The sequence below is a fragment of the Sulfitobacter sp. TBRI5 genome, from assembly GCF_051013555.1.
GTDB lineage: Bacteria > Pseudomonadota > Alphaproteobacteria > Rhodobacterales > Rhodobacteraceae > JL08.
In genome coordinates this window covers 2689010-2713202 of the sequence record NZ_CP112884.1, presented here as the reverse complement: position 1 = coordinate 2713202, position 24193 = coordinate 2689010, and the positions used below count along the sequence as shown (strand labels likewise).

Sequence of the window (24193 nt, the reverse complement as noted above, 5' to 3'; positions counted from 1 at the left end):
GTCTGGCGCCCCTTAAAACGGAATGTCGTCGCTAGCTGACACAAAGCTGGCAACGACCTTTTTCGTGCCCGCCTTTTCAAACGCGACCTCAAGCTTGTCGCCTTCGATCCCGATGATGGCGCCATAACCGAATTTCTGGTGGAACACCCGTTCGCCGATCATAAAACTGGACACCGCCTGAAGGTCGATCACCGTGTTGCGGGTTTCCTTGGGCTGCGACATCGGGCGCTGTGATGCCCGCGCCTGCAAACGCCGCCATCCGGGTGAATTATAGCCATCCGCCTGCGCCGCGTTTTCTGCCAGACTGGAGTGTACCGGCTGTTCCTGCGCCATGCCCGCCGCCCCGTACCCGCCGCCGTACAATCCAGGCGGGGTCAGCACTTCAACGTGCTTTTGCGGCAATTCATCGATAAAGCGGGACGGCATAGAAGACTGCCATTGCCCGTATACCCGCCGGTTGGCAGCAAACGAAATGGTACAAAGCTCTTCTGCACGGGTTATCCCGACATAGGCCAGCCGCCGCTCTTCCTCCAATCCCTTCACACCGCTTTCATCCATCGACCGTTGCGAGGGAAACAGACCATCCTCCCATCCCGGCAGGAACACGGCCGGAAACTCCAGCCCCTTGGCGGCATGCAGGGTCATGATGCTGACTTTTGCACCGCCCTCTTCGCTTTCATTGTCCATGATCAGGCTGACATGTTCCAGAAACCCTTGCAGGTTTTCAAACTGCTCCAGCGCCTTGACCAGTTCCTTGAGGTTTTCCAGCCGCCCCGGAGCCTCGGGTGTCTTGTCGTTCTGCCAATGGCCGGTATAGCCGCTTTCATCCAGAATAATCTCGGCCAGTTCGATATGGCTGATGTCCGGCGCGTCCGCCATCCGTGACCAGCGCGCCAACCCGTCGATCAGTTTGACGAGCTCGGAACCGCCCTTGCCCTTGATCTGCCCCGCGTCAACGGCCAGACGCGCGCCCTCGACCAGAGACACGCCATTCTCGCGCGCCGTTACCTGAATGATTTGCTGGGCCTTGTCGCCAAGCCCGCGCTTGGGGGTATTCACAATCCGCTCGAAAGCAAGATCGTCGTCCGGGCTGGTGACAACCCGGAAATAGGCCATCGCATCGCGGATTTCCATCCGCTCGTAAAACCGCGGCCCGCCGATCACGCGATAGGGCAATCCGATGGTCAGAAACCGGTCTTCAAAGGCGCGCATCTGGTGGCTGGCCCGCACAAGGATCGCCATATCATCCAGCGATACCGGCGCATGGCCGCGCGTGCCGCGTTGCATCGCCTCGACCTCGTCACCAATCCAGCGCGCCTCTTCCTCGCCATCCCAGTGGCCGATCAGGCGTACTTTTTCGCCTTCTCCGGCCTCTGTCCAAAGCTCTTTTCCCAGACGGCCCTTGTTGCCCGAAATCACGCCCGATGCAGCACCCAGAATATGCGGGGTGCTGCGATAGTTCTGCTCAAGCCGCACCACATGCGCGCCCGGAAAATCCTTTTCAAACCGCAGGATATTGCCCACCTCGGCCCCGCGCCAACCATAGATCGACTGATCGTCATCCCCCACGCAGCAGATGTTCTTGTGATCCGCCGCCAGCAGGCGCAGCCACATATACTGCGCCACGTTGGTGTCCTGATATTCGTCCACCAGAATATAGCGGAACCAGCGCTGGTACTGTTTCAAAACGTCTTCGTGGGTCTGGAATATCGTGACGACATGCAGCAGCAGATCGCCGAAATCCACAGCATTCAGCTCGCGCAGGCGGGTCTGGTACTGGATATACACATCACCTACTGAACGTTGAAACCCAGTACCATCCGCTGCGGCACCGGGAATTCGATCGGCGCGTTTTCCGTTTCCCGCGCCAACTCTTTCGGCCGACTCCGCTCTGTTTTTGTAATTTTCGATGTGAAGGAGAAACCAACGGTCCGTCCATTTTTTTCGATCAACTTTCTCCGCGTCTAGTATCTGGCGAACAAGGCGCAGTTGGTCGTCGGTGTCCAGTATGGTGAAATTGCTTTTCAGGCCCGCAAGTTCTGCGTGCCGACGCAGCAGTTTCACGCAGATCGCATGAAACGTTCCCAGCCAGGGCATGCCCTCGACGGTCTGTCCCAGCATGCCCGAAACGCGGTTCTTCATTTCGCGCGCGGCCTTGTTGGTAAAGGTCACGGCCAGAATCTCGTTCGGGCGGGCGGTGCCGGTGTTCAGCAGATGTACAATCCGTGCGGTCAGGGCCTTGGTCTTGCCGGTGCCCGCCCCCGCCAGCATCAGCACCGGACCCTCAAGCGCCAGAACGGCCGCACGTTGTTCCGGGTTCAGCCCCTCCAGATAAGGCTGCGGGCGCGCGGCCATCGCGCGTGCGGACAGGGATGCGCTCTCAAAGGCGTCGGCTTCGTCAAAACTGCTCATGGCTGCCAATCTAGCGCGCGATGCCTCCAAGATAAAGACACGTTCACACAATGTTCCCCATTAAATGACGGACTCGACAAACCCATGTGAACTCAGTCACATACCGGCATGAACCTGCACAGCACCTATCCCGGACTGTTCGATCTGAAACAGCGCGCACAACGGCGCGTTCCCAGATTTGTATGGGAATATCTTGACAGCGGCACCGGGCAGGAAGCCACCAAGGCCCGCAATCGCACCGCGCTGGACAAGGTGTTGTTCAACCCCTCGATTCTGCATGGCGAATTCACCCCTGACCTGACCAGAACGTTTCTGGGCGAAACCCATCCCCTGCCCTTCGGGATTGCGCCGGTCGGCATGTCCGGTCTGATCTGGCCGGACGCCGAAGGCCATCTGGCCCGCGCCGCAGCGCAGGCAGGCATACCCTACACCCTGTCCACCGTGGCCAGCCAGATGCCCGAAGACCTTGCGCCCCATCTGGGTGCGCATGGCTGGTTTCAGATGTATCCCCCCCGTGACGAGGATATTCGCACCGACATGCTGAACCGCGCCAGAGAGGCCGGTTTCAAGACACTGGTTCTGACCGTCGATGTGCCCGTGGCCAGCCGGCGCGAACGCCAGACGCGCTCGGGCCTGACCCAGCCGCCCCGCCTGACGCCCCGCCTTCTGGCACAGGTCGCGATGCGCCCTGCCTGGGCAATGGGCATGGCCCGGCGCGGCATGCCGCATATGCGCATGCTCGACAAATACAGCACCGGCAATGTCGGCAATCTGCCCCCCACGGCCCATATCGGATACCTGCTGCGCACCGCGCCCGATTGGGATTATGTCAAGTGGCTGCGCGATGCCTGGGACGGCCCGTTCGTGATCAAGGGCGTCTTGAGCGCTGATGACGCCCCGAAACTGGAAAGCGCCGGCATCGACGCGCTTTGGGTATCAAACCACGCGGGGCGACAGTTCGATGCCGCGCCTGCCGCGATCGAAGCGCTGCCCGCCCTGCGGGCCGCAACCGGCCTGCCGATCATTTTTGACAGCGGCATCGAAGGCGGGCTGGATATCCTGCGCGCACTCGCACTTGGTGCGGATTTCGTGATGCTGGGGCGTGCCTTTCATTTCGCCCTTGCCGCCCTTGGCGCCCCGGGGCCGGCGCATCTGGTCGATATGCTGGCCAAGGATATGGCCGCCAATATGGGACAGATCGGCGCGCGCGATCTGAACACCCTGCCCAAGCCTTTCTTTTTGCCCTGAATACGGCCGCCGGAGGCGTCAAATGTCCTGGCAAACGGGGCATTTCGTTTTTGCGGGCCTGCAAGTCGCATCTGATTGCAGCATTGCTAGCGCAATCATGCCACATCTACCCAGAACTACGTGTTTACGCACCTGCAGAAACTTCCTAGACAAAACGTGATTTCACGCCAGCCAGAGGCCGCCATGACCGATTTCCGCAAAATCCTGATCGCCAACCGCGGCGAAATTGCCATCCGCATCATGCGCGCCGCCAACGAGATGGGCAAGAAAACGGTCGCCGTCTACGCGGAAGAGGATAAGCTGGGCCTGCACCGGTTCAAGGCGGACGAGGCGTACCGGATCGGCGAAGGGCTGGGGCCGGTCGCGGCCTATCTGAGCATCCCCGAGATCATTCGCGTGGCCAAGGCCAGCGGCGCGGATGCCATCCATCCCGGCTATGGCCTGCTGTCCGAAAACCCCGATTTCGTCGATGCCTGCGATGCGGCGGGCATCACGTTCATCGGGCCGCGCGCTGAAACCATGCGGGCCTTGGGCGACAAGGCCAGCGCCCGGCGCGTTGCGATCGAGGCTGGCGTGCCGGTCATTCCCGCAACCGAGGTTCTGGGCGATGACATGGCCGCGATCAAGGCCGAGGCGGCCGCGGTCGGCTATCCGCTGATGCTCAAAGCCAGTTGGGGCGGCGGCGGACGTGGCATGCGCCCGATCCATTCCGAAGCCGAAGTCGAGGAAAAGGTGCGCGAAGGCCGGCGCGAGGCCGAAGCCGCCTTTGGCAACGGCGAAGGGTATCTTGAAAAAATGATCCTCAAGGCGCGCCATGTCGAAGTTCAGATACTGGGCGACAAACATGGCGGCATGTATCACCTGTTCGAACGCGATTGTTCCGTCCAGCGCCGCAACCAGAAAGTCGTCGAACGTGCGCCCGCCCCCTACCTTAGCGAATTGCAGCGCCGTGAGATTTGCGAACTGGGCTACAAGATCTGCAAACACGTGAACTACGAATGTGCCGGCACTGTCGAATTCCTAATGGATATGGACGATGGCCAGTTCTATTTCATCGAAGTCAATCCGCGCGTTCAGGTTGAACACACCGTGACCGAAGAGGTCACCGGCATCGACATCGTGCAGGCACAAATCCTGATTTCCGAAGGCAAGACAATTGCCGAAGCAACCGGCAAACCCAGTCAGGACGACGTGGTACTGACGGGCCATGCCCTGCAAACCCGGATCACCACCGAAGACCCGCAAAACAACTTTATCCCCGATTACGGCCGCATCACGGCCTATCGCGAGGCAACAGGCATGGGCATCCGTCTGGATGGCGGCACGGCCTATGCTGGCGGCGTGATCACGCGCTACTACGACAGTCTGCTGACCAAGATCACGGCCAAGGCACCGACGCCCGACATGGCGATTGCGCGGATGGACCGCGCACTGCGCGAGTTCCGTATTCGCGGCGTCAGCACCAATATCGCATTTGTCGAGAACCTGCTGAAACATCCGACATTTCTGAACAACGAATACCACACCAAATTCATTGACGAGACACCCGATCTGTTTGTGTTCCACAAACGCCGCGACCGGGGCACCAAGGTGCTGACCTATATTGCCGACATCACCGTCAACGGGCACCCCGAAACCAAAGGGCGCCCCAAGCCGGCACCTGACCTCAAGCTGCCCCGCCCTGTTCAGCCGCGCAATGAACCGGCTGAAGGCACCCGCACCTTGCTGGAACGCGAAGGCCCGCAAGCGGTCGCCGACTGGATGGCAGCCCAGCCGCAACTGCTGATCACCGACACAACGATGCGCGACGGGCACCAATCGTTGCTGGCCACGCGGATGCGATCAATTGACATGATCAAGGTGGCGCCCGCCTATGCGGCACACCTGCCGCAACTGTTCAGTGTGGAATGCTGGGGCGGTGCGACTTTTGATGTGTCCTATCGGTTCCTGCAGGAATGCCCCTGGCAGCGCCTGCGCGATCTGCGCGCAGCCATGCCCAATCTGATGACCCAGATGCTGCTGCGCGGCTCGAACGGGGTGGGCTATACCAACTACCCCGACAACGTGGTGCAGGAATTCGTGCGTCAGGCCGCGCAAACCGGCGTTGATGTGTTCCGCGTGTTCGACAGCCTGAACTGGGTTGAAAACATGCGTGTCGCGATGGATGCGGTTCTGGACAACAACAAACTGTGCGAAGGTGCGATTTGTTACACCGGTGACATTCTGGATCCGGACCGCGCCAAATACGATCTGAAATACTACGTCGCGATGGGCAAGGAATTGCGGGATGCGGGCGCTCATGTTCTGGGCCTCAAGGACATGGCCGGACTGCTCAAGCCAGCCGCCGCAGGCAAACTGATCACCGCCCTGAAGGAAGAGGTCGGCCTGCCGATCCATTTCCACACCCACGATACATCCGGCGCTGCAATTGCAACGGTGATGGCCGCTGCGGCAGCAGGAGTGGATGCGGTTGACGCCGCGATGGATGCGCTTAGCGGCAACACCAGCCAGCCGACACTTGGCTCCGTGGTTGAGGCAATGAAACATACCGGTCGCGATACAGGTCTGGATATCGGTGCCATCCGCGAGATCAGCAATTACTGGGAAGCCGTGCGCGGACAATACGCGGCCTTTGAATCCGGCCTGCAGGCGCCTGCGTCAGAAGTTTACCTGCACGAAATGCCCGGCGGTCAGTTCACCAACCTCAAGGCGCAGGCGCGTTCGCTGGGTCTGGAAGAACGCTGGCACGAAGTGGCGCAGACCTATGCCGACGTGAACCAGATGTTCGGCGATATTGTCAAAGTCACCCCGTCCTCCAAGGTTGTGGGCGATATGGCGTTGATGATGGTCAGCCAGAACCTGACACGCGCGCAGGTGGAAGACCCCGATATCGACGTGGCCTTTCCCGACAGCGTAATCGACATGATGCGCGGCAATCTGGGCCAGCCCCCCGGCGGCTTTCCCGATAGCATCGTGAAGAAAGTGCTGAAATCGGAAAGCCCCAACACCGAACGCCCCGGCCGCCACCTGCCCCCGGTCGATCTGGAACAGGTCCGCGCCAGGGTCATTGCCGAGCTTGAGGGCAAACCTGTCGATGACGAAGACCTGAACGGCTATCTGATGTATCCAAAGGTGTTTCTGGATTACATGGGCCGCCATCGCATCTATGGCCCCGTGCGCACCCTGCCGACGCTGACGTTTTTCTACGGCATGCAACCGGGCGAGGAAATCAGCGCCGAAATCGATCCCGGAAAGACGCTGGAAATTCGCCTGCAGGCGGTCGGCGAAACCAACGAAGACGGCGAGGCCAAGGTGTTTTTCGAACTGAACGGGCAACCACGGGTCATTCGTGTCCCGGACCGTCTGGTCAAAGCATCAACAATCCAGCGTCCCAAGGCGGAAAGCGGCAATCAGAACCACATCGGCGCGCCGATGCCCGGTGTCGTGGCCACAGTGGGTGTAACCGCCGGACAGCCCGTCAAGGCCGGCGATCTTTTGTTGACCATCGAAGCGATGAAAATGGAAACCGGTATCCACGCCGAACGCGACGCGGTGATCAAGGCGGTGCATGTGCAACCCGGTGGGCAGATCGACGCCAAGGATTTGCTGGTCGAACTGGAATAAAGGGCGCGCGGCCAAAGTTGCGCCGCCCTGCTGTCCGGTTTTCCGCCGGGCAGCACTTTTTTCGCCGGTCAGGCCGATTTTCCTCTTGCAGGACACGTCAGTGGTGAGTATCTGAACCTCACCCAAGGAAGCGGGCGTAGCTCAGGGGTAGAGCATAACCTTGCCAAGGTTAGGGTCGGGCGTTCGAATCGCCTCGCCCGCTCCAATGGGAAACTCAATCAAAACAAGCACTTGCTGTGTAGAAATTACACAGCATTGCTGTGCGAAATCAACTTTTTTCGTTGGCGTTCACAGTTGAGATTGTGAACGTTTGGCTTGGCAAGGTGCGCAAAGCAAGGCTTTGGCACGATAGCTCTACCCCTGAGCTACGCCCGATTTTGCTAAACGAGCAATTTTCTGCCAAAAAAGATTACGATTGGCATCACGTATCCATGGGCGGGAAGCGGTCCTTCGCTGCAGTTGAGAGTTCTTTAGCCCTACTTAGCAAACGGGGACATCCATAGGGTTTCGTCCCCTGATCCGATCCCATTTCAGCAGACTTAACCATCTAATTTTGACATCGCAACTATGGAAATTCAGCGTCAGTGGGCCGACTTTCCATCGGATCAAATTCTGAGTTTAAAGCCTCTCACTAGGCTTCGAATATGCGTGTGAAGCTTAGTTCTATTTCCATTTCGGTAGAATGGAAATAGCAGCTCCTTTGCTATGGGCCGACGCGTGGACCAAAAAAGTCTTGCGACGCCACCATAGCAAACCATGCGATCTCTAAGTGGTAGCCCTGCTCTGTTAACCGACCGCGCAAATTCAACTACATATCGGCAATGCTTCATCACGCGTCTGCCCGATTTTTTGGGATCTATCCAATCTATGCAAAAGTCCTGTCCTGCGGACATCCGCTGACTATACTGCTGATCATGTACTCGGAACGAAAAGTCCGAACTTTTCAGAAGAGCGATGCCCCCATGCAGCAGCATTTCGGCGATCAGCACCCGATCGCTGCTTAGATAATTCCCATGAAGATTGGTGCACGCGAGCGCTTTACGGCGAAATAGCGCAAAGAATGGCGCGCAGTGAATCTGTCTACTCCTTGGCACAAATAATGCAAAGCGCTTAGCATCACTAACGTCATCAGAGCTGAAAAAATCGATGGTGACGTGGCTGAGTGTCTTTCCAGTTGGGTCAATTTTACGGACATCTTGTGGAAGCGCACCAACATTTTCGGGATGCTCGTTTAGATGTGCGACGCAATATCTAAGAAAATCATGCCCCAGTATATCGTCATGAGCGCACCACTTGAAAAGCTCACCCGTTGCCTCGTGAAAGGTGAAGTCATAATTCGCGGCGGCTCCCAGGTTTTTCGATTGGCGTATGTATCGGATGCGATCATCTTTCCTTGCATAATTTTCACAGATGCTCTGGGTCGCATCCGTCGACGCATTGTCACTAATGATCAATTCGAAATCTTTGAAGGACTGGGCAAGGATAGAGTCCAGCGTTTGGGCAAGATAGTTTTCACCATTGAAGACGGGCAAGCCGAGGGAAACGATCGGTTCTGAAAGGGACGTGTTTTCATTCATTTGAAAGATCCTTGCATGATCAGTCTCGCGATACAGCTTGGCCGAGAAAAACGGCGTCTAATGCCGCGCCCACTGCAATCACGTATGCATTTACACCCAAAGCCGACAGTTCGCCCCGGATCTCGTCCACATAGATGGCGTTCATCACCGCACAGCACCTCAACCTGCCGCAGCTTCGTGACAATCTCTTCCGGCTTGTGTCGCTTGATTCCCATCTTTGATCCTCCGTTTCCTAACTATGGGGGCGGACCACTTCAAAGGGGGAGGATCAAACGGTCTCGGCAGGGCCATCGTTGAGCGCGCGCGGGAGACATTCCGGAGTAATGTTCTGATCGGTTTTATCGCCACCGGATCAGAGGACGGCAGGAGTGACCGCTTCGATCAGGCGTTAATGACACTATTCGCATCCAAGCTGGGCCACCTATCGGCCCTCGACGCTGCATCCCAAGCCGAAAGGCTGGTGATCCCCAAGGGTCTCAAGCACGGTGATACGTTGATCAGGGAGGCTCATGGCCTTCGCACCAAGATAAGCCGCTCCGGGCGCATCCTGGTGGACGAACCCGACAGCCGCATCAGCCAGTTCGACGACGTGCTGAACTCGGTCAGCATGGGCGTTGCCGTTGCGGACCGGATTTGGACCAAATCGCACATTGCCCGGATGCGTGACAACTGGCCCGACAGACTGCAGGCCAGCCATGAGGAGTTGACCGGATGAATGAAGTCACAGTGGTAAAAAGCCTCTGGGTTGCCCCCACTCAAATACCCATTCTGGGCAGTTTCTGGCTTTGGCGATACGACCGGTTGGTCGCCGCAGGCGGGCAGCTGCAGGCTCTGCAGCGGAATGTGCAGCACAACGAGACCGGAATGATCGGTGGTGACAGCCGCGAAAGCAGGAACGTCTTCGTCGTGACACATTTGCTCGACGAGGATATGACTTCGCAGCGCGAGGCCGTGCGCGCCCTATCCAATTTCAACTGGGATGTGTGGTCGTCTCTTCGTTCCATTATGCTCGCCATTGGCCCTGCACAGCCCGAGCGGCTCAACGGGACGCGCAACGCAGTTGCCGCAGCATCGGAGGAAAAGGTCGATCTCTTCAGCCATCGCCGCTACCGGCCAATGCTCGCCTATCAGGGCATCGATCACCCGTACGGAACGGTCGAGATTAACCGGCGACCAACGGACCAGTATCCATGCAGCTTCCACGCCGGAGAGGTCAGCGGCATCCTGACAGAGCCTCGCGATGATCCGCGATCGCCGGCACGTTACAAGGTAGCCCCCGACCTCCCCCTCCTGCCTGTTCTGCGCGCAGAGCTGGACGGCATCATTGACGCACCGTCGGCAGATATTGCCGATCTACCCCAATTGGCGGCGTGCGTCGGAACTTTATCATCGATCATGCACAGTAGAAGATGGGCTCCAGAGCCCCTGCTGCGCAGGTCTGGAGATGATGCCGACTGGGACGGCCTTTACGACGAGATCACAACCCACCGGTACTGAGCGTGGGTCGGACATACAGCATTACCGCCAGGCGGATTATCTCTCGGCTCGTTTTGAAATAGCGAAATGGATCAGGTTTTGTCATCCGACGAGGCTACAAAACCGCCCTGCTCGTCTCAAGCGATTTTGCTCTAACAGTACCACGGAAACGCCCTGCCCGCCTCAACTCAAACCCTTCTAACAAGACCTATTTCCGGCCTGACGGCCTTTTTCATCGGTGCACTTTCAGTGCTTTACCGACTTTATTCACGAGGTCAGATCATTTCAGTTGACGTCGGCGATGCATAAATGCAGCTTTGATGCATGATCGCATCACAACGAATCCCCGCTACATATCCCTTGACGAACACGTCGACGCTAGACGTAGAAATTCTTGCTGGTATCATTTCAGCTTCGAATGATGCCTGCTGGTGTATGGAGTTTTCCGAACCCGTCGATTTGACCGCTCCGGAGCGGGAAATCGTCAGACAGGTTTTCGAAAATGACCCGTTCTGGCGGTTTACCAATCCGGCCATGGCGCGCCTGTATCTTCTGGAGCCAAAGAAAGATTTCAATTCGCGCCCGACGTCGGAAATTTTTCCGTGGAACGAACAGAACGAAGCATTCGTTCGCAATCTGATCGATAACGGCTTCGAAATGGACGCTGGCCCGGCGCTTGATACCCGTTACGATGGCGTACAAATATATGTGGAAAATGATGTCCGAGCGCATATTGAAGGCGGTAAGCTGCTGCGCATTTTCGGGATCGTCCGCAATGTAGGCAAGCATCGCCTGCGCGAAGAAACCATTCAGGAAGAGCTGAGCGAAGCGCTCAACATCCTGATGGATTTGCCGTGCGGTGCAATTGCATTCAATGAAGTTGCCGAGGTCATTGCAGTAAATCCTGCCGCCTGCAAACTTCTTGGCATACCGATGGAAAACCTCCTTGCAGGGGCGCTTTCGCAGAACACTCAAAGCTCGGACGTAATGGATACAGTGCGCCGCGTTATCGCGACGGGACAGGACGAGACAATCGTAGAAAATCTGGTTGGCTGGAATATCGCCGCGCGCAAATCTGGTGGCGCCGTGGTTTGCCTGCAACCAAACGATGCAGAAGTACATCACTCATGATCGAGCAACCTGAAAATTCCGCATCCTCGGCCGCAACCAATCAGGCCGCAGCGTTTAGCCTTGATACGCTGGGTGACGGGCTGATTGCACTGGCGCCAGATGGCGCAATCGTATCGGCCAACAAGGAAGCCTCTAGAATGCTCCGGTTTGGCAGGAACGCTGATCTGGGTGATCTCGGCTCGATCACTAAGGACAACGATGGCTGGAGCGCCCTGCGCGCAGCAGTATTGGCCGGCCGCAGCGGCGATTTCGCCGTGCGTGCAGCAGAGGGTCAGCCACTGATGGCGACAACCCGCCATGCCTCAGGTTCAAGCGAAATTCGCTGGATCGTGCTGCGTGACATTGAGGCCTTCGCTTACCGGCAGAACCGGGTCTTCAATCCAAAACAGGAAGGCGCTTCCCGGTTTATGTCCTCAGAAGGAACCCGACCGGATTTCCAAGTGCAGCGCCAATTGTGCCCCGAGATCAATCGCCTGCTTAATCGAGGTGAGCGCGCCACACGACAGGGCGCGCGTGTTCTGATAACAGGTGAACCGGGGGTCGGAAAAACGGAAATAGCACGGTTCCTTCACAACTCGATCTCTGACTCGCGCGATCCATTTTACCTGGTAAATTGCGCGTCTGCCGGCGAGGTGGAATTGAGCGAGATGCTATTCGGCACCCCAGGCGACCGAACGCAAGGCTTTCTGGGCCAGACGAACGGGGGAACCGTTTTTTTGGACGAGGTCGCCGAATTGCCACCAGCGGTTCAGGTCAGGTTGATCGGGTATCTGGAAGACAGGAAACGGCGGGATGAATATCAGCCCGCTTCGCGGCATCGGCAGTCGCGTATCATTGCCGCGACCAACCGGAACTTGAAAGAACTTGTCGCAAAGGGCCAGTTCCGGTCGGATCTTTATTTCCGTCTTGCGGTCATCGACCTGAAGGTACCGCCACTGCGTGATCTGGCGCCTCTGGTGAACCATCTAGTCGACCGGTTCGCCAGAACGATAAACCAGCGCCGTCATGCCCCGGTGATCATTCCCCAGCGCATCCGCGAAATCCTGAGCGATTACAGCTTTCCAGGCAATATTCGCGAGCTTCACAACATCGTCCAGCGCATCGCCGTCTTCATCGACGATGCGGACGGGCTAGATGAAATCATGGGCGACTTGCTGAGTCCGATGAGCATCCCGAATGACAGCGCGATGCAGGAACTCTCAGGGGCCGCAACTCTGGATTTGCGCAGCGAGGTGCGCCGTTTCGAACGGGCGCTGATCGACAAGGCAATTCAGGTTCACGGATCGAAACGAAAAGCCGCAAAGGCACTTGGCGTGGATATCGGAACAGTGGTTCGCAAGACCGCACCTACGACACAGGCACCTTCATCAAAACAATCACCTGACAGGGAGAAAAAAGTATGAGAAAGACATCAAAACTGACACTGGGCATCAGTGCCATGGCGCTTGCGCTGGCAACATCAGCGCCAGCCTTTGCCGGTGAATTGAGCCTGCTAACGTGGGAAGGGTATGCAGACGACAGCTTCATCAAACCCTTTGAAGAAGCAACCGGTTGTAAAGTCACGGCCACATATGTCGGCTCGAACGATGATTTCGCGCCCAAACTTGCGGCCGGCGGGGGCGTTTTCGACCTGATTTCGCCGTCGAGCGACTCGACCGCCCCGCTTATTGCCGCAGGTTTCGTTGATCCGGTCGATACAAGCCGGATTGATCGCTGGGACGAACTTTACGAACAGTTTCGCTCAGGTGAGAACATCAATGCCGATGGCAAGGTCTTTGGCGTGCCATATGCTTGGGGAGCAATTGCTTTCATGTATCGTCCGGATAAGTTCGACACCCCGCCGACATCTCTGGCGGCGTTGTGGGATCCGGCACTGGAAGGACGCGTTTCGCTTTGGGATGACAAGAGCGCGCTTTACGTTGCGGCCCGTCACAATGGCGACATGGACATCTACAACCTGAGCGACGAACAGATCGCGGCCGCGCAAAACTCGCTTGCCGAGCAGCGCCCGCTTGTGCGCAAGTACTGGTCGACCGCTGGCGAACTTGTCGATCTCTACAAATCCGGTGAGGTTTGGATATCGAACACCTGGGCCGGTTACCAATCCGCGCTCCTGGCGGATGAAGGGATCGAGGTTGTCGAATTCATCCCGGAAGAAAACGCGGAAGGGTGGATGGACAGCTTCATGATCGTGTCTGGTACGCCGAACGAGGAATGTGCATACCAATTCCTGAACATGGCGATCAGCGAGCAAGGTCAGTGCGGTGTGGCCAATGTGAACGGCTATTCAGTCACCAACCCGGTCGCGGCGAAGAACTGCATGAGCGAAGAGCAGTTCTCGGCGTTGCACCAAGACGATCCGGAATACCTCAACAGCTTGCTGCTGTGGGAAAATCTAGGTGATCGCCTTCAGACCTACACCAACGCCTGGAACGCCGTGAAAAGCCAATAATCCTTTGCGCCGGACCCGGAAACGGGTCCGGCTTTTTCAGGGTGAAACGCATGTCTGAAATCGTACAAATTCAATCAGTGACGAAACGGTGGGGTGATGTTGTCGGTGTCGACGATGCCTCATTGTCCGTCGAAACAGGCGAGTTTGTTACACTGCTGGGGCCGTCAGGTTGTGGTAAGTCAACTTTACTGCGGATGATAGGTGGTTTCGAGCAGCCGACCTCGGGGACAATTTGGCTGGATGGCCGGGATGTTACGCACCTGCCCCCGAACCGCCGGGACGTGAACATGGTCTTTCAGGACTACGCACTGTTCCCGCATATGAGCGTTGGGCGAAATGTCGGTTATGGGTTGAAATTCACCAAAGGGCCGCGAAGCAAGATCGTCGAAAAAGCGCTCGAAGCGCTAGATCTTGTTGGCCTGTCGGACAAGGTCGATGCAATGCCCAGTCAGCTTTCGGGTGGGCAGAGACAGCGAGTCGCGCTGGCGCGGGCGCTGGTCAGGCAACCTAAAGTGTTGTTGCTGGACGAGCCGCTTTCGGCTTTGGATGCAAACCTGCGCGAGGCGATGCAGGTCGAGTTGCGGCATCTGCACCGGAAAGTCGGGCTGACCTTTATCATGGTCACCCACGATCAGGACGAAGCCCTTGCCATGGCAGATCGTGTGCTGGTCATGCGGGCTGGCCGCGTGATTCAGGATGGCAGCCCTGATGATCTATATGATCGCCCTTCTTCGCCTTATGTGGCCGAGTTCGTAGGGTCGACCAACCTTTTCACATCAAAAGTCATCGATGGGCAGGTCACCCTGAACGGGCAAACGCTTGATCTGCCGGATCGGCTCAAGCAGCACGCCGATGGCCAGTTCGGGTTCCGTCCGGAAAAGGCGCGGATCGTCACCGCTTCCCAAAGGGGCCCCAACCAAATTTCCGGACTGCTAAGTGAAGTTCTCTACCACGGAAGCACCGCCCGTCTTGTTATCGGCACAGGCGAACAATCCATCTTGGTCTCGCACATGCTGCAAGGACACGGCGGGCGCGAGGGTCTGCCCAAACCTGGTGACGAGGTTACTGTCGAAGTCGCGCCGGAATCACTGATGTGTTTTGAACAAGAGGCGAGTGCATGACGCGCGGCAACAAACTTCGCGCGGCGCTGGTTCTGTCCCCGCCGCTTTTGTGGACGGTCGTCTTCATGTTCGTACCCTACACTATTCTTCTGGTTTATTCCTTCTGGAGGGCACAATTTCCGTTATTCGTGCCGGATTTCCAGCTAGGGAATTACAAGACGCTGATCACCGATCCGCAATACCTCAATGTCCTGCTGCGGACGCTGAAAATCGCCGGTCTGGTGAGTGTCTGTTCGTTGGTTCTAGCCTATCCATACGCCTATTTCCTTGTCTTCAAGGTCAAGCGACCGGGGGTGAGGCTCGCGCTTTATATGGCGGTCGTAGCACCGCTTTGGGTCAGCTATCTTCTGCGCGCCTATACTTGGAAAACCATTCTAGGAACGCAGGGAATCCTGAATTCATTCTTGATGTCCACCGGCATCCTGAATGAACCGTCGTCGGTGTTTCTTTACAATCAGACCGCCATGGTCCTGACTTTGACCTACGTGTTCATCCCGTTCATGGTCATGCCGATCTATGCAGCGCTGGAGAAGATACCCGGGTCATACATCGAGGCGTCCCGCGATCTTGGCGAAAACGCATTGTCGACCTTTATCAAGGTGACGTTTCCATTGTCGCTGACCGGCGTCGTCGCCGGTTTCACGATGACCTTCTGTCTGTCATTCGGTGATTTCATCGCGCCTTTCCTTGTCGGTGGACCTGACGGAACGATGGTTGCCAATGTGATCGCCTCACAATTCGGCGCGGCACTGAACTGGCCGCTGGGCTCTGCCCTTGCATTGGTGATGCTGGTCATTGTTCTGCTGATCATCTCCGCATCTGACCGGTTCGAACGGCTTGGCCAAGGGCGGTTGGCATGACAGTTTCAACATCATCTACACTACGTGTCTTGGCCGCTTCGGCGAAACAGCAGAAATTCCGGTCTGCGCAGTTTTTCGAAGACACCGTCTGGCGGACGGTCATAGGTGCCATCTTGGCGTTCCTCTATCTGCCGATCGCGGTACTGGTTCTGTTCAGCTTCAACTCTTCGCGCTCGCTAAGCTGGCCGATGACTGGGTTAACGCTCGACTGGTATCGCAAGCTTGCCGCCAATGAACAACTGTTGGAGGCACTTTGGAACTCGCTCTATGTCGCCACCTGTGCCACGGTCCTGACCCTACTCATCGGGGTTCCCGCAGCGATTGCACTGGATAGGCTGAATTTCCCTGGCAAGGCTATATTCCGCAAGCTTGTGTTGCTGCCAATCGCGCTGCCGGGGATCATCACCGGTATTTCGATGCTTTCGATGTTCAAGCTGTTTGGCATGCCGCTCAGCCTTGAAACCGTGATCATCGGGCACGCAACGGCCCTTCTTGCGGTGGTTGTGACACAGGTGTTTGCGCGACTTCAGCGTCTTCCCAAAAGTTACGAGGAAGCTTCTCTGGATCTGGGGGCGGGTGCCTTGCACACCTTTTTGTTTGTCACCTTGCCCAATATCCGCGCAGCCGTCATCGGGGCGGGATTACTCAGCTTCACACTCAGCTTTGACGAAATTCCAGTGACATTTTTCCTGACCGGGCGCGACAACACTCTGCCGATGTACATCTGGTCAACCATGCGGCGGGGCATCACGCCGGAAATCAATGCCGTTGGGGCACTGATCGTACTGGCCTCGGCCTTTCTGATCGTCACGTCGGTTCTGCTTCTAAGAGACAAAACAAACAGCCGCTAGGCGGCGAAAAAAGGAGGATACCACAATGAATAAGCACATTAGTAAAAATACAGACACGTTGAAGGCCATGCTTGTGAACGGCAGTTGGCAGGACGGCAGCGGCGGAACATTCGATGTCCACAATCCGCATGACGGATCGGTGCTGCACCAGGTTGGGCGCGCGGATGTCGGCGATGTTGACAAAGCCGTGGCCGCCGCGCGGGCGGCACAGCCGGGCTGGGCCGCGCTTTCGACGATAGAGCGCGCGCAGATTATGCGCCGGATTCACCAGATTTTTCTTGAAAGGGCCGAACCGATTGCCCAGATGATCACCGCCGAAATCGGCAAGACCATCACCGATGCGCGCGAGGAAGTCTTCGAATACTCGGCCCCGTCTTGGGCCAAATCTGCCGAGGAGATTTTGCGACATCGCGGACTGAGCTTTCCATCAACCCAGGAACGCACTCGCAACAAACGTCTGGTGATGAGCCATCGGCCCCTGGGTGTCGTTGCGGCGATCACGCCCTATAACTTCCCCACTGACATTTCGTCGATTGCACTGGCGCATATTGCGGCCGCGGGCAACACGGTCATCTGGAAGCCGTCGGAATACGCTGCGGTTTCCTGTGCCATGATGGGCGACGTTTTCCGCGATGCGGGCCTGCCAGACGGTGTGATCAACATAGTGCAGGGCAAAGGCGACGTTGGTGCGGCACTTGTCGATCACTCCGACGTAGATGGGGTCTTCTTTACAGGGTCGACCGCAACTGGCCGCAAGATCGCCGAGAAATGCGCTCTGCGCCCGCATCTTCTGGAACTGGGGGGCGACGGACCATTCATCATCATGGGCGATGCCGATATCGATGCAGCCGTCGAAGGCGCCATGAACGGGTGTTTTTATTACACCGGTCAGGTCTGCACTTCGGCCGAGCGACTGCTTGTGCATGAAGACGTCTATGACGAATTTCTTGAAAAATTCCGGGCTCGGGCAGCTCAGTTAAAGATCGGTGATCCGAGCAAGGAAGATACCGAAATGGGGCCGCTTTGCAACGCCGACACGTTGAAACGGGTAAAGGCACATGTCGAAGACGCACGTGCAAAGGGTGCCAAGATCGAGCAGATCGGCAATGAAGAAGGGTTTTATTATCCAGCTACGATCCTGACCGATGTTACGCTGGACATGGACATCATGCGCGAAGAGACCTTTGGCCCCGTGGCCCCGATCTACAAATTTAAAGACGCTCAGGAAGCTATCGACATCGCGCATTTGTCGGGGCTTGGACTAATTGCCTCCCTGTGGACCAGAGATCTGGCAACCGCTTGGCGTGTGGGCGAGGCGCTGCCGCACGGATCGGTGAATATCAACGAAACCTCAAACTACTGGGATCAGCTCGCGCCCTTCGGTGGCGCAGGCCAATCCGGTGTGGGCCGTGAGTTGTCCCAATGGTTCCTGGAAACCTTCACCGAGAAGAAACTTCTAGTCTTTGATCTGGGCGGCGAAAGCTATGACCGCCGTGCAGAAGGCGGCTGGTAAGCGGTTGCAATGGCGCTGTCAGACCAATTCGAACCCGTCTCTGCAAGGACAGCGACACTGTCCATTAATTCACGAAGAGACCGCGCCACTCAGCCAGAGCGGCGGCACGGTTGAGTTTGAAATTCGTTCGAGTTGAAAGGCTGCGTTCCTGATTGAAGATGGGGTGGTTGCCGCCCTCCCTCGACGGCATCGCAATGTGCCATGATGGTGGAGTACAGCCACTGAAGCAGGAAAGGACGGCAACCATGACGAAGGATACAATGATAGGCGTCGATCTGGCGGAGAGCGTTTTCAGGTTCACGGCGCATCGATGACAGGGCAAGTCAGGTTCTGCAAGAAGCTGACACGCGTGCAGTTTTTGAGGTTCATGGGAGACCACCCACCCGCAGTCGTTGTAATGGAAGCATGCGGCAGCGCATATTATTGATCGCGTGAGATGGTCCGCCTAGGCCATGAGACAAAACTGATTGCGCCGCAATATGTGAAACCATTTGTAAAGCGCCATAAGAACGATGCTGCTGACGCTGAAGCAATTGTCATTGCTGCGCAGCGCCCGGAGATGCGGTTTGTCGAGCCTAAATCGGAAGAGGTTACCTTTATGGCTCCTTACTGATTACGGTCGTGACAGTTCGCGTCGAGCGGCTTTGCGTCATGGCTATCGCCCCCAATACCAAAGCGCAGGCAATCGCCTGTGCAGCCGTAATCACTTCACCAAAAGCCAGCACGCCAACGGCAAACATCGTCGGCAATTCAATACTTCCAATAACAGCCGTGCGCGTCGCACCGATTATAGGTGAACAGACAGTGTAAATCAGTTGCGGAATAAGCGCGGTCACAAGGCCGATCCCAACAATCAGAAACCAGTCACTCCCGCCCTTTGGCAGGATTTCACCAACCTCAGACGTCAGAATGAGAGGGGCAAGGCCAATGACCGACCCAAGCGAGACCGACGCTATTCTGGCCAAAGGAGCAATGCGAGACAGGCGATGAACGAGAACACATATGCCAAAACCAAATCCAAAAGGTGCCGCCAAGGACACGATTAGCGTTGGAATCTGGTCTGGGGGCACAGATGCCGGAGAACCAGCAATGATCGCCGCAACAACTATCAATCCAGCTGCAACGATGCTGCGCCGTGTCGGTCGGTCGCCAAAAAGCGCCCATGCGATCACAATCGTGAACACCGGATACGTCATATATAAAACACCAACGGTCGATGCAGGAACTGTCTCAAGAGCCGTGACATAACCGACCCAGCCAAGCCCCATCACGCTTCCGGCCACCATTCCCCAGACGATTTCCCGCCAATTTGAGCGATACTTCAGAATTGCCGGTATCAGGATAATCGCTGCCAATATGTAACGATAGAATGCAACCGCGTAGGGAGCGAGACCCTGATCGGTCAACCCGCGGCTAAAATACGGGACAAAGCCAAAGCAGATGGATGCAAAAAGAACACCAGCTACCGCAAGGGCATAGGGGGTAGCTGCTCCTTCGATTGAGTTTGGCTTATCCATTTCTGACAGCTAACACACGCTGATGTGGTTGGCATCACCATCACAAATGAACGGCAGTTTTGTCCTGCAAGGCGGTCATTAATACAGAGTGCAGCGAACGTCTGGTGCCGGTAAAAGCAGCTATTCGGAACCAAAGTTTCGAATTTCCAGTCGCTAACGGCGGCTTGACGCGACACAGCAGACACTCGCCAAAAACCTGTGAACTTCCGCTTTGAGCCCTTTTGCGACATTTGGCTCGATCACAACATTCGATACCGACGAGAATTTCGCGACTCGCCGGGCGCTGTGCTATGCTTGTGACGCAAGGTGCCGGATTGACTGGTGCCGATAAAAAGGGAGGATTAAATGGCCAGCCAATATCAGGGTGGATGCCACCACGTGCGTGTAACCGCCTCCGGCGAACCGATCGACAACCATGAATGCCACTGCAATGTTTGCAAATCGGTGACCGGCCAGCAGCACACACATGTGGCTTTCTTCAACTGGGGTGATTTAACAGCCGATCATCCCGAGAAGATGGCTAGACAACCGTTCAACAAGGACAACCCAGACGGTCCGCTGGAGCTTTGCACCTGCTCTGAATGCGGGGCAGCTCTCATGCTGGACGATAAGGAGAAGCGCATCCGGGTCGCTGTGCCAAACGTAATGGGCTACGACGATGCGGCGTTTCCTGATGCAACTTATCACGCGTTCTGGGACGAGAGCAAAGGCTACCCGAAACCATCGGATGGTCGCCCGGTCTACGAGGCACTGCAACCCAGCTTTGCCTGGCCAGCCGGGGCCTAATAGCCTGCCCGAGTGAGTGCCTGGCTCCGCTAAGCGGCCGTCCGACAATATCGACCGGATGGCCGCAGAGAGCCCGGAGCGGACCTGTCGCCTTTGATCAGATAAAGGAAGATAGGTAGAGTTTATCAGACAGTCGGGCCATCGTTATCCCCCGTCCATTTGCCTTCTCATGTCCAGTTTGGGGGACGACGGTTGAGGAAAGCTTCTATCCCTTCCCGAAAATTTGGGTGCTCTGCGAGTACGCACGCCTCATGCGCCTCCATCGCCATTCCCTCCGCGAATGTCGTATCACCGCCATCAGCAAGGCAGCGACGGATTGCAGCAAGCGCGTTCGGGGGTTTGGTGGCTAGTTGCTCACAGAATACTTGGACCGTGGCCTCAATCTCTCCCGCATCATGAATCTCATCCACGAGACCGATTTTGAGCGCCTCTTCGGCATCAATCAATTCGCCCGAATACAGAATCTTGAGTGCCGCGCTGCGCCCCACCAAGCGAACCAAAGCCTGGGTACCGGCAACAGGTGGGACGAAGGCAATATTGACCTCAGGTTGTCCCAGCTGAGCGTCGCGCGCCGAGAAGCGCCGGTCGGCGTGGAGAGACATCTCAAGGCCGCCTCCAACCGCAACACCTCGGATACATGCAATCACTGGCTTTGGTCCGCTGCGGATTCTTCTGGCCAACCGGTGGCACGTAGTGACCCAGTCATCGATAGCTTCCGACGAAATGTTCCGGAATGTTTCGAGGTCAGCTCCAGCGCTGAAATACTTTGGGTTGGTCGATCCGAGCACAATTACACGGGCTGTTTCGTCGGCGAGAAGCAAATCAAATGCCGCCTCGGTTTCATCAAGCATTTGGCGATCGAAGGCATTGACCCGTGGCCGATCGAAACGAAGCCAACCGACCCCTGAAACGACATCGATTGCGACATGCTCAAACATAGACTGATCCCACTGCAAACATATCCTGAAACCGCAACGTACATTTTAGCCCGTCTGGCTGACTCAGAGTACATAAGTCTGGGACTGAATGTCGAGGGGCCCGGGTCCCGGTCGCCAGCTCAGTTAGTGACCCGGCTCTCGACGGCCGCTTAGTCCGCACAGCCGACATTTATTACTATCATCTTTGACGTCTGCTTTTGGGATAACTCTGCTAACAACAGTATTGAAAACAACTGGGTCAAGCGCTCGTCAGGCCATCAACTCAGTCTCGTGATCCTCGATGAAGGCATAGGAATGGGTATTTATGTCTCCACTCCAACGCCAGATTGCGAGAAAACCCTCAGATCCGGTGCGAAAGGCATGCGGCATCAGGCTGGGATGATGGATCATGTCGCCCGCCCCTCGCATCCGGGTGTCATCGCCGGCTGTCCACAGCGCCTGTCCTGCAATAATGGCATAGGTCTCGTCAGCATCATGAAGGTGCAGCGGGTAATAGCATTCGGGTCGCATATAGACCAAGCCCAGCCTTACATCTGGCGCGGGGATCGGTCCCTCTGGCCCCATCAGTGTCAACACGCTTATCATCGCGGCAATACTCTCTTCGGTATTCCCTTCGACGGGGTTTGATCCCCAAGACAGAAATTTCTGTGCTGTCAGAACCGAGCGTGCTGTCGGGTGGGTGCTGTCAGCCAAGACCGCGCGAATGCCCGCATGAAACCGGCAGGGCAGAACAGGGTCAAAGGCCACAGGCGATGGTGTCACCAAAAGAGTTTTGGCCGTATGAGGCCCTTGCGGATCGGGTTCGCTCTCATAGACTTCCGCGATTGCCTGCAGCATGTTTTGGAAAATGTTGTTTTGCACCATGGCCAAAGGACTCCGAATGACGGTTTAGCCTTGGTCAGTTTTTGTTCATATCTCTGCAAGGATTACGACCGCTTCAAGTCGCAATCATGCTTGGTCAATTCAAAAAAATCAGCCTGATCGGTCGAATTTGGCGGTTGGCAAGTCATGTGCTAAACTGGGTGTCCCGGAAAACAGAAAGTTTGGAGAAAGAAATCGTTGTCCGCTTGCAAGACATCTGCAATGCAGACGAATGTCCTCATTGTCCGCCGAGCCGACATCGGTGCAGACTGCGGCGAATAAGGACAATATCGGCAGTCTGTTCAGCGGTCCATGATCCACGTGAGCCGGTGTTAGCCGTCAACCCCCGGCAAGTGACGCGCCCACCACCAGGGCGAAGCAGAATACTGCGCCCGCAATCGGAAATACGATATGAACCGTAAAAGCACCTTCGGGTGCCGCCACGCCTTTGATCTTGAACCAGACCAGTGACAGATTGATCACCGCGAAGACTGTCAAAAGCACCTCCGAAGATGTTTCTGCCAGGACGTCCAGCGGCGTGAAGATCGCCATAACCAGAACGACCGCGGCAATGATCACGGTTGCGCGAACCGGTGTTTGCGTGCGCGGCGACACGGTCCCGATCCAAGCGGGCAATCTTCTCGCCTTTGCCATCCCGTAGGTGACGCGGGCAGCCATGATAAGGATAATGACCACACCGTTCATCGTGGCAATGATCGCGATCAATGTGATCGTGAGCGGGGGTAATCCGGTAAGGCGTTCAAAAAGCAGGCTGATCGGGGCAGATGTTTTGGCCATTTCTTCGACCGATACGCTTTTCGCGGCCACGAAGGATACCAAAACATAGAGCAACGTGACCACGGCCAATGTAATTCCTATAGCCCAGGGCATGATTTTTTTGGGGTTCTTAGCTTCTTCCACAAGATTGACGACGTCGTCGAACCCGATGAAGGCAAAGAAGGCAAGCATGCTGGCCGCCAGCACACCAGACACGGCTGGCCAGTCCCCAACAGGCGGAGTCAGCGATCGCGGCAATTCGGCGATGCTGCCGGGGTCGTTGACCAGTCCGAGGACGATAATGATAAGCAGTCCGGCGACCTCTACAAGCGTCATTGCTCCCGCGATCGCGATGGACTCGCGAATACCCCAAGCTGCGATCATTGCCATCGACAGGACGACAAAAGCTACCAACACTTCGCTGCGTAAGGGGATGAGTTCAGCGATATAGCCTGCTGACCCGACAGAGATGGCAGCAGCCGCAATCATCGCCTCTATCAGTACAGCAAGACCAACGGCAATGGTCATCCAGGCAATACCAAACGATTTCTCGACGTAGACTGCCTCCCCCGCTGCTTGCGGCACACGCCCTGATAATTCAGCGAATGACGCTGCGGTAAATCCCATGACAAAGGCTGAGAGCAAAAAGGAAGCAGGGGCGTATGGTCCGGCCCGCACGATCGTCTCGCCCACAAGAACATAGATCCCTGCCCCGATCGTAACCCCAAGACCATACAGGACAAGCCCCATCAGGCCGATCGATCGTTTGAGTGGGACTGCGTCTCGTTCGGTTTTCGACATCTGCAACCTTGTCTTGGGTTGGAATCGTAGCACTGATTGGCACCCGACGGTATAGAAGGTTCAGTTTTGGCTGGGTTTGTGCTGTACATTCACAGCGCAGCGAGATTGGGACATCTATTTCCGCGCTACGGACAGAACCAGTCCTTCGCTACTGATCTGAGCCAGTAATAAATCAAAACTTGGCGCTGCAGGTAAAGTAGACATCTATCCTTCAGCCACAAATAGTTGCGGCGACGTTTAGCGAGAGG

The 24193-nt window shown here is 56.6% G+C and carries 19 protein-coding genes, 1 tRNA gene and 3 pseudogenes; 14 read left to right on the top strand and 9 right to left on the bottom strand.

Annotated features, from left to right (window positions below; translation table 11 throughout):
• Nucleotides 1–12 precede the first annotated feature (12 nt).
• On the bottom strand, nucleotides 13–2412 hold the full coding sequence (locus OLX72_RS13695) for an ATP-dependent helicase (protein WP_433988887.1): 2400 nt from the start codon (nucleotides 2410–2412) through the stop codon (nucleotides 13–15).
• 108 nt (nucleotides 2413–2520) lie between these two features.
• Here OLX72_RS13695 and OLX72_RS13690 point away from each other — a divergent pair, with 108 nt between their 5' ends.
• The 3 genes from OLX72_RS13690 to OLX72_RS13680 all read left to right on the top strand — a co-directional run bounded on the left by OLX72_RS13690 (nucleotide 2521) and on the right by OLX72_RS13680 (nucleotide 7489).
• The gene (locus tag OLX72_RS13690) at nucleotides 2521–3660 is read left to right on the top strand and encodes an alpha-hydroxy acid oxidase (protein WP_114870760.1); all 1140 of its coding nucleotides are present in this window, start codon (nucleotides 2521–2523) and stop codon (nucleotides 3658–3660) included.
• A gap of 183 nt (nucleotides 3661–3843) precedes the next feature.
• Nucleotides 3844–7284 carry a pyruvate carboxylase gene (locus OLX72_RS13685; protein ID WP_114870761.1) on the top strand — a complete coding sequence of 1147 codons (3441 nt, stop codon included), beginning with the start codon at nucleotides 3844–3846 and terminating at the stop codon, nucleotides 7282–7284.
• A gap of 130 nt (nucleotides 7285–7414) precedes the next feature.
• Nucleotides 7415–7489 (top strand) — tRNA-Gly (locus OLX72_RS13680).
• Between the two features lie 400 nt (nucleotides 7490–7889).
• Here OLX72_RS13680 and OLX72_RS13675 read toward each other — a convergent pair.
• Both OLX72_RS13675 and OLX72_RS13670 read right to left on the bottom strand, forming a co-directional pair.
• Entirely contained in the window at nucleotides 7890–8861 is a 972-nt protein-coding gene (locus OLX72_RS13675) for a glycosyltransferase family 2 protein (RefSeq protein WP_114870762.1), read from the bottom strand.
• 19 nt (nucleotides 8862–8880) lie between these two features.
• A complete protein-coding gene (locus OLX72_RS13670; protein WP_302622774.1) occupies nucleotides 8881–9006 on the bottom strand; it encodes a hypothetical protein in 126 nt (41 codons plus the stop codon).
• 246 nt (nucleotides 9007–9252) lie between these two features.
• On the opposite strand from OLX72_RS13670, the gene OLX72_RS13665 reads away from it, so the two are divergent.
• Both OLX72_RS13665 and OLX72_RS13660 read left to right on the top strand, forming a co-directional pair.
• Nucleotides 9253–9576, top strand: a complete 324-nt coding sequence (locus OLX72_RS13665; protein ID WP_162798073.1) for a hypothetical protein — start codon at nucleotides 9253–9255, stop codon at nucleotides 9574–9576.
• Nucleotides 9573–10358: a hypothetical protein gene (locus OLX72_RS13660; protein ID WP_433988886.1), complete on the top strand. Its 786-nt coding sequence runs from the start codon at nucleotides 9573–9575 to the stop codon at nucleotides 10356–10358. The genes OLX72_RS13665 and OLX72_RS13660 overlap by 4 nt, the downstream gene beginning before the upstream one ends.
• Here the strand turns inward: OLX72_RS13660 and OLX72_RS13655 are convergent.
• A pseudogene (locus OLX72_RS13655) lies at nucleotides 10354–10443 on the bottom strand (IS6 family transposase); the annotation flags it as partial. The gene OLX72_RS13660 and the pseudogene OLX72_RS13655 sit on opposite strands and share 5 nt — an antisense overlap.
• A gap of 329 nt (nucleotides 10444–10772) precedes the next feature.
• Here OLX72_RS13655 and OLX72_RS13650 point away from each other — a divergent pair.
• The 7 genes from OLX72_RS13650 to OLX72_RS13620 are packed head-to-tail and all read left to right on the top strand — an operon-like array spanning nucleotide 10773 to nucleotide 18265.
• On the top strand, nucleotides 10773–11468 hold the full coding sequence (locus tag OLX72_RS13650; RefSeq protein WP_205388950.1) for a PAS domain-containing protein: 696 nt from the start codon (nucleotides 10773–10775) through the stop codon (nucleotides 11466–11468).
• On the top strand, nucleotides 11465–12871 hold the full coding sequence (locus OLX72_RS13645) for a sigma 54-interacting transcriptional regulator (RefSeq protein WP_114870766.1): 1407 nt from the start codon (nucleotides 11465–11467) through the stop codon (nucleotides 12869–12871). Before OLX72_RS13650 ends, OLX72_RS13645 begins: the two co-directional genes overlap by 4 nt.
• Nucleotides 12872–12906: 35 nt before the next feature.
• On the top strand, nucleotides 12907–13920 hold the full coding sequence (locus OLX72_RS13640) for an ABC transporter substrate-binding protein (RefSeq protein WP_254684602.1): 1014 nt from the start codon (nucleotides 12907–12909) through the stop codon (nucleotides 13918–13920).
• A 50-nt stretch (nucleotides 13921–13970) separates the two neighbouring features.
• Nucleotides 13971–15041 carry an ABC transporter ATP-binding protein gene (locus tag OLX72_RS13635; RefSeq protein ID WP_114870768.1) on the top strand — a complete coding sequence of 357 codons (1071 nt, stop codon included), beginning with the start codon at nucleotides 13971–13973 and terminating at the stop codon, nucleotides 15039–15041.
• Complete coding sequence (locus tag OLX72_RS13630; protein WP_114870769.1) at nucleotides 15038–15901, top strand: ABC transporter permease; 864 nt, start codon at nucleotides 15038–15040, stop codon at nucleotides 15899–15901. The genes OLX72_RS13635 and OLX72_RS13630 overlap by 4 nt, the downstream gene beginning before the upstream one ends.
• Nucleotides 15898–16752 (top strand): ABC transporter permease, encoded by an 855-nt coding sequence (locus tag OLX72_RS13625; RefSeq protein ID WP_114870770.1) that lies wholly within the window; start codon nucleotides 15898–15900, stop codon nucleotides 16750–16752. The genes OLX72_RS13630 and OLX72_RS13625 overlap by 4 nt, the downstream gene beginning before the upstream one ends.
• Nucleotides 16753–16777: 25 nt before the next feature.
• Nucleotides 16778–18265: an aldehyde dehydrogenase family protein gene (locus OLX72_RS13620; RefSeq protein ID WP_114870771.1), complete on the top strand. Its 1488-nt coding sequence runs from the start codon at nucleotides 16778–16780 to the stop codon at nucleotides 18263–18265.
• A gap of 64 nt (nucleotides 18266–18329) precedes the next feature.
• Here OLX72_RS13620 and OLX72_RS13615 read toward each other — a convergent pair.
• Nucleotides 18330–18422: pseudogene (locus OLX72_RS13615) on the bottom strand (IS6 family transposase); the annotation flags it as partial.
• An 88-nt stretch (nucleotides 18423–18510) separates the two neighbouring features.
• Between OLX72_RS13615 and OLX72_RS13610 the strand changes: the two are divergent.
• Nucleotides 18511–18854: pseudogene (locus OLX72_RS13610) on the top strand (IS110 family transposase); the annotation flags it as partial.
• A 7-nt stretch (nucleotides 18855–18861) separates the two neighbouring features.
• Here the strand turns inward: OLX72_RS13610 and OLX72_RS13605 are convergent.
• Entirely contained in the window at nucleotides 18862–19782 is a 921-nt protein-coding gene (locus OLX72_RS13605) for a DMT family transporter (RefSeq protein WP_433988885.1), read from the bottom strand.
• Between the two features lie 345 nt (nucleotides 19783–20127).
• Between OLX72_RS13605 and OLX72_RS13600 the strand changes: the two genes are divergently transcribed.
• Nucleotides 20128–20568, top strand: a complete 441-nt coding sequence (locus OLX72_RS13600; protein ID WP_433988884.1) for a GFA family protein — start codon at nucleotides 20128–20130, stop codon at nucleotides 20566–20568.
• Between the two features lie 167 nt (nucleotides 20569–20735).
• Here OLX72_RS13600 and OLX72_RS13595 read toward each other — a convergent pair whose 3' ends face one another.
• The 3 genes from OLX72_RS13595 to OLX72_RS13585 all read right to left on the bottom strand — a co-directional run bounded on the left by OLX72_RS13595 (nucleotide 20736) and on the right by OLX72_RS13585 (nucleotide 23945).
• Complete coding sequence (locus OLX72_RS13595; protein WP_433988883.1) at nucleotides 20736–21506, bottom strand: enoyl-CoA hydratase/isomerase family protein; 771 nt, start codon at nucleotides 21504–21506, stop codon at nucleotides 20736–20738.
• Between the two features lie 249 nt (nucleotides 21507–21755).
• On the bottom strand, nucleotides 21756–22370 hold the full coding sequence (locus OLX72_RS13590; protein WP_114870774.1) for a dimethylsulfonioproprionate lyase family protein: 615 nt from the start codon (nucleotides 22368–22370) through the stop codon (nucleotides 21756–21758).
• Between the two features lie 336 nt (nucleotides 22371–22706).
• Nucleotides 22707–23945: an APC family permease gene (locus tag OLX72_RS13585; RefSeq protein WP_433988882.1), complete on the bottom strand. Its 1239-nt coding sequence runs from the start codon at nucleotides 23943–23945 to the stop codon at nucleotides 22707–22709.
• Nucleotides 23946–24193 lie beyond the last annotated feature (248 nt).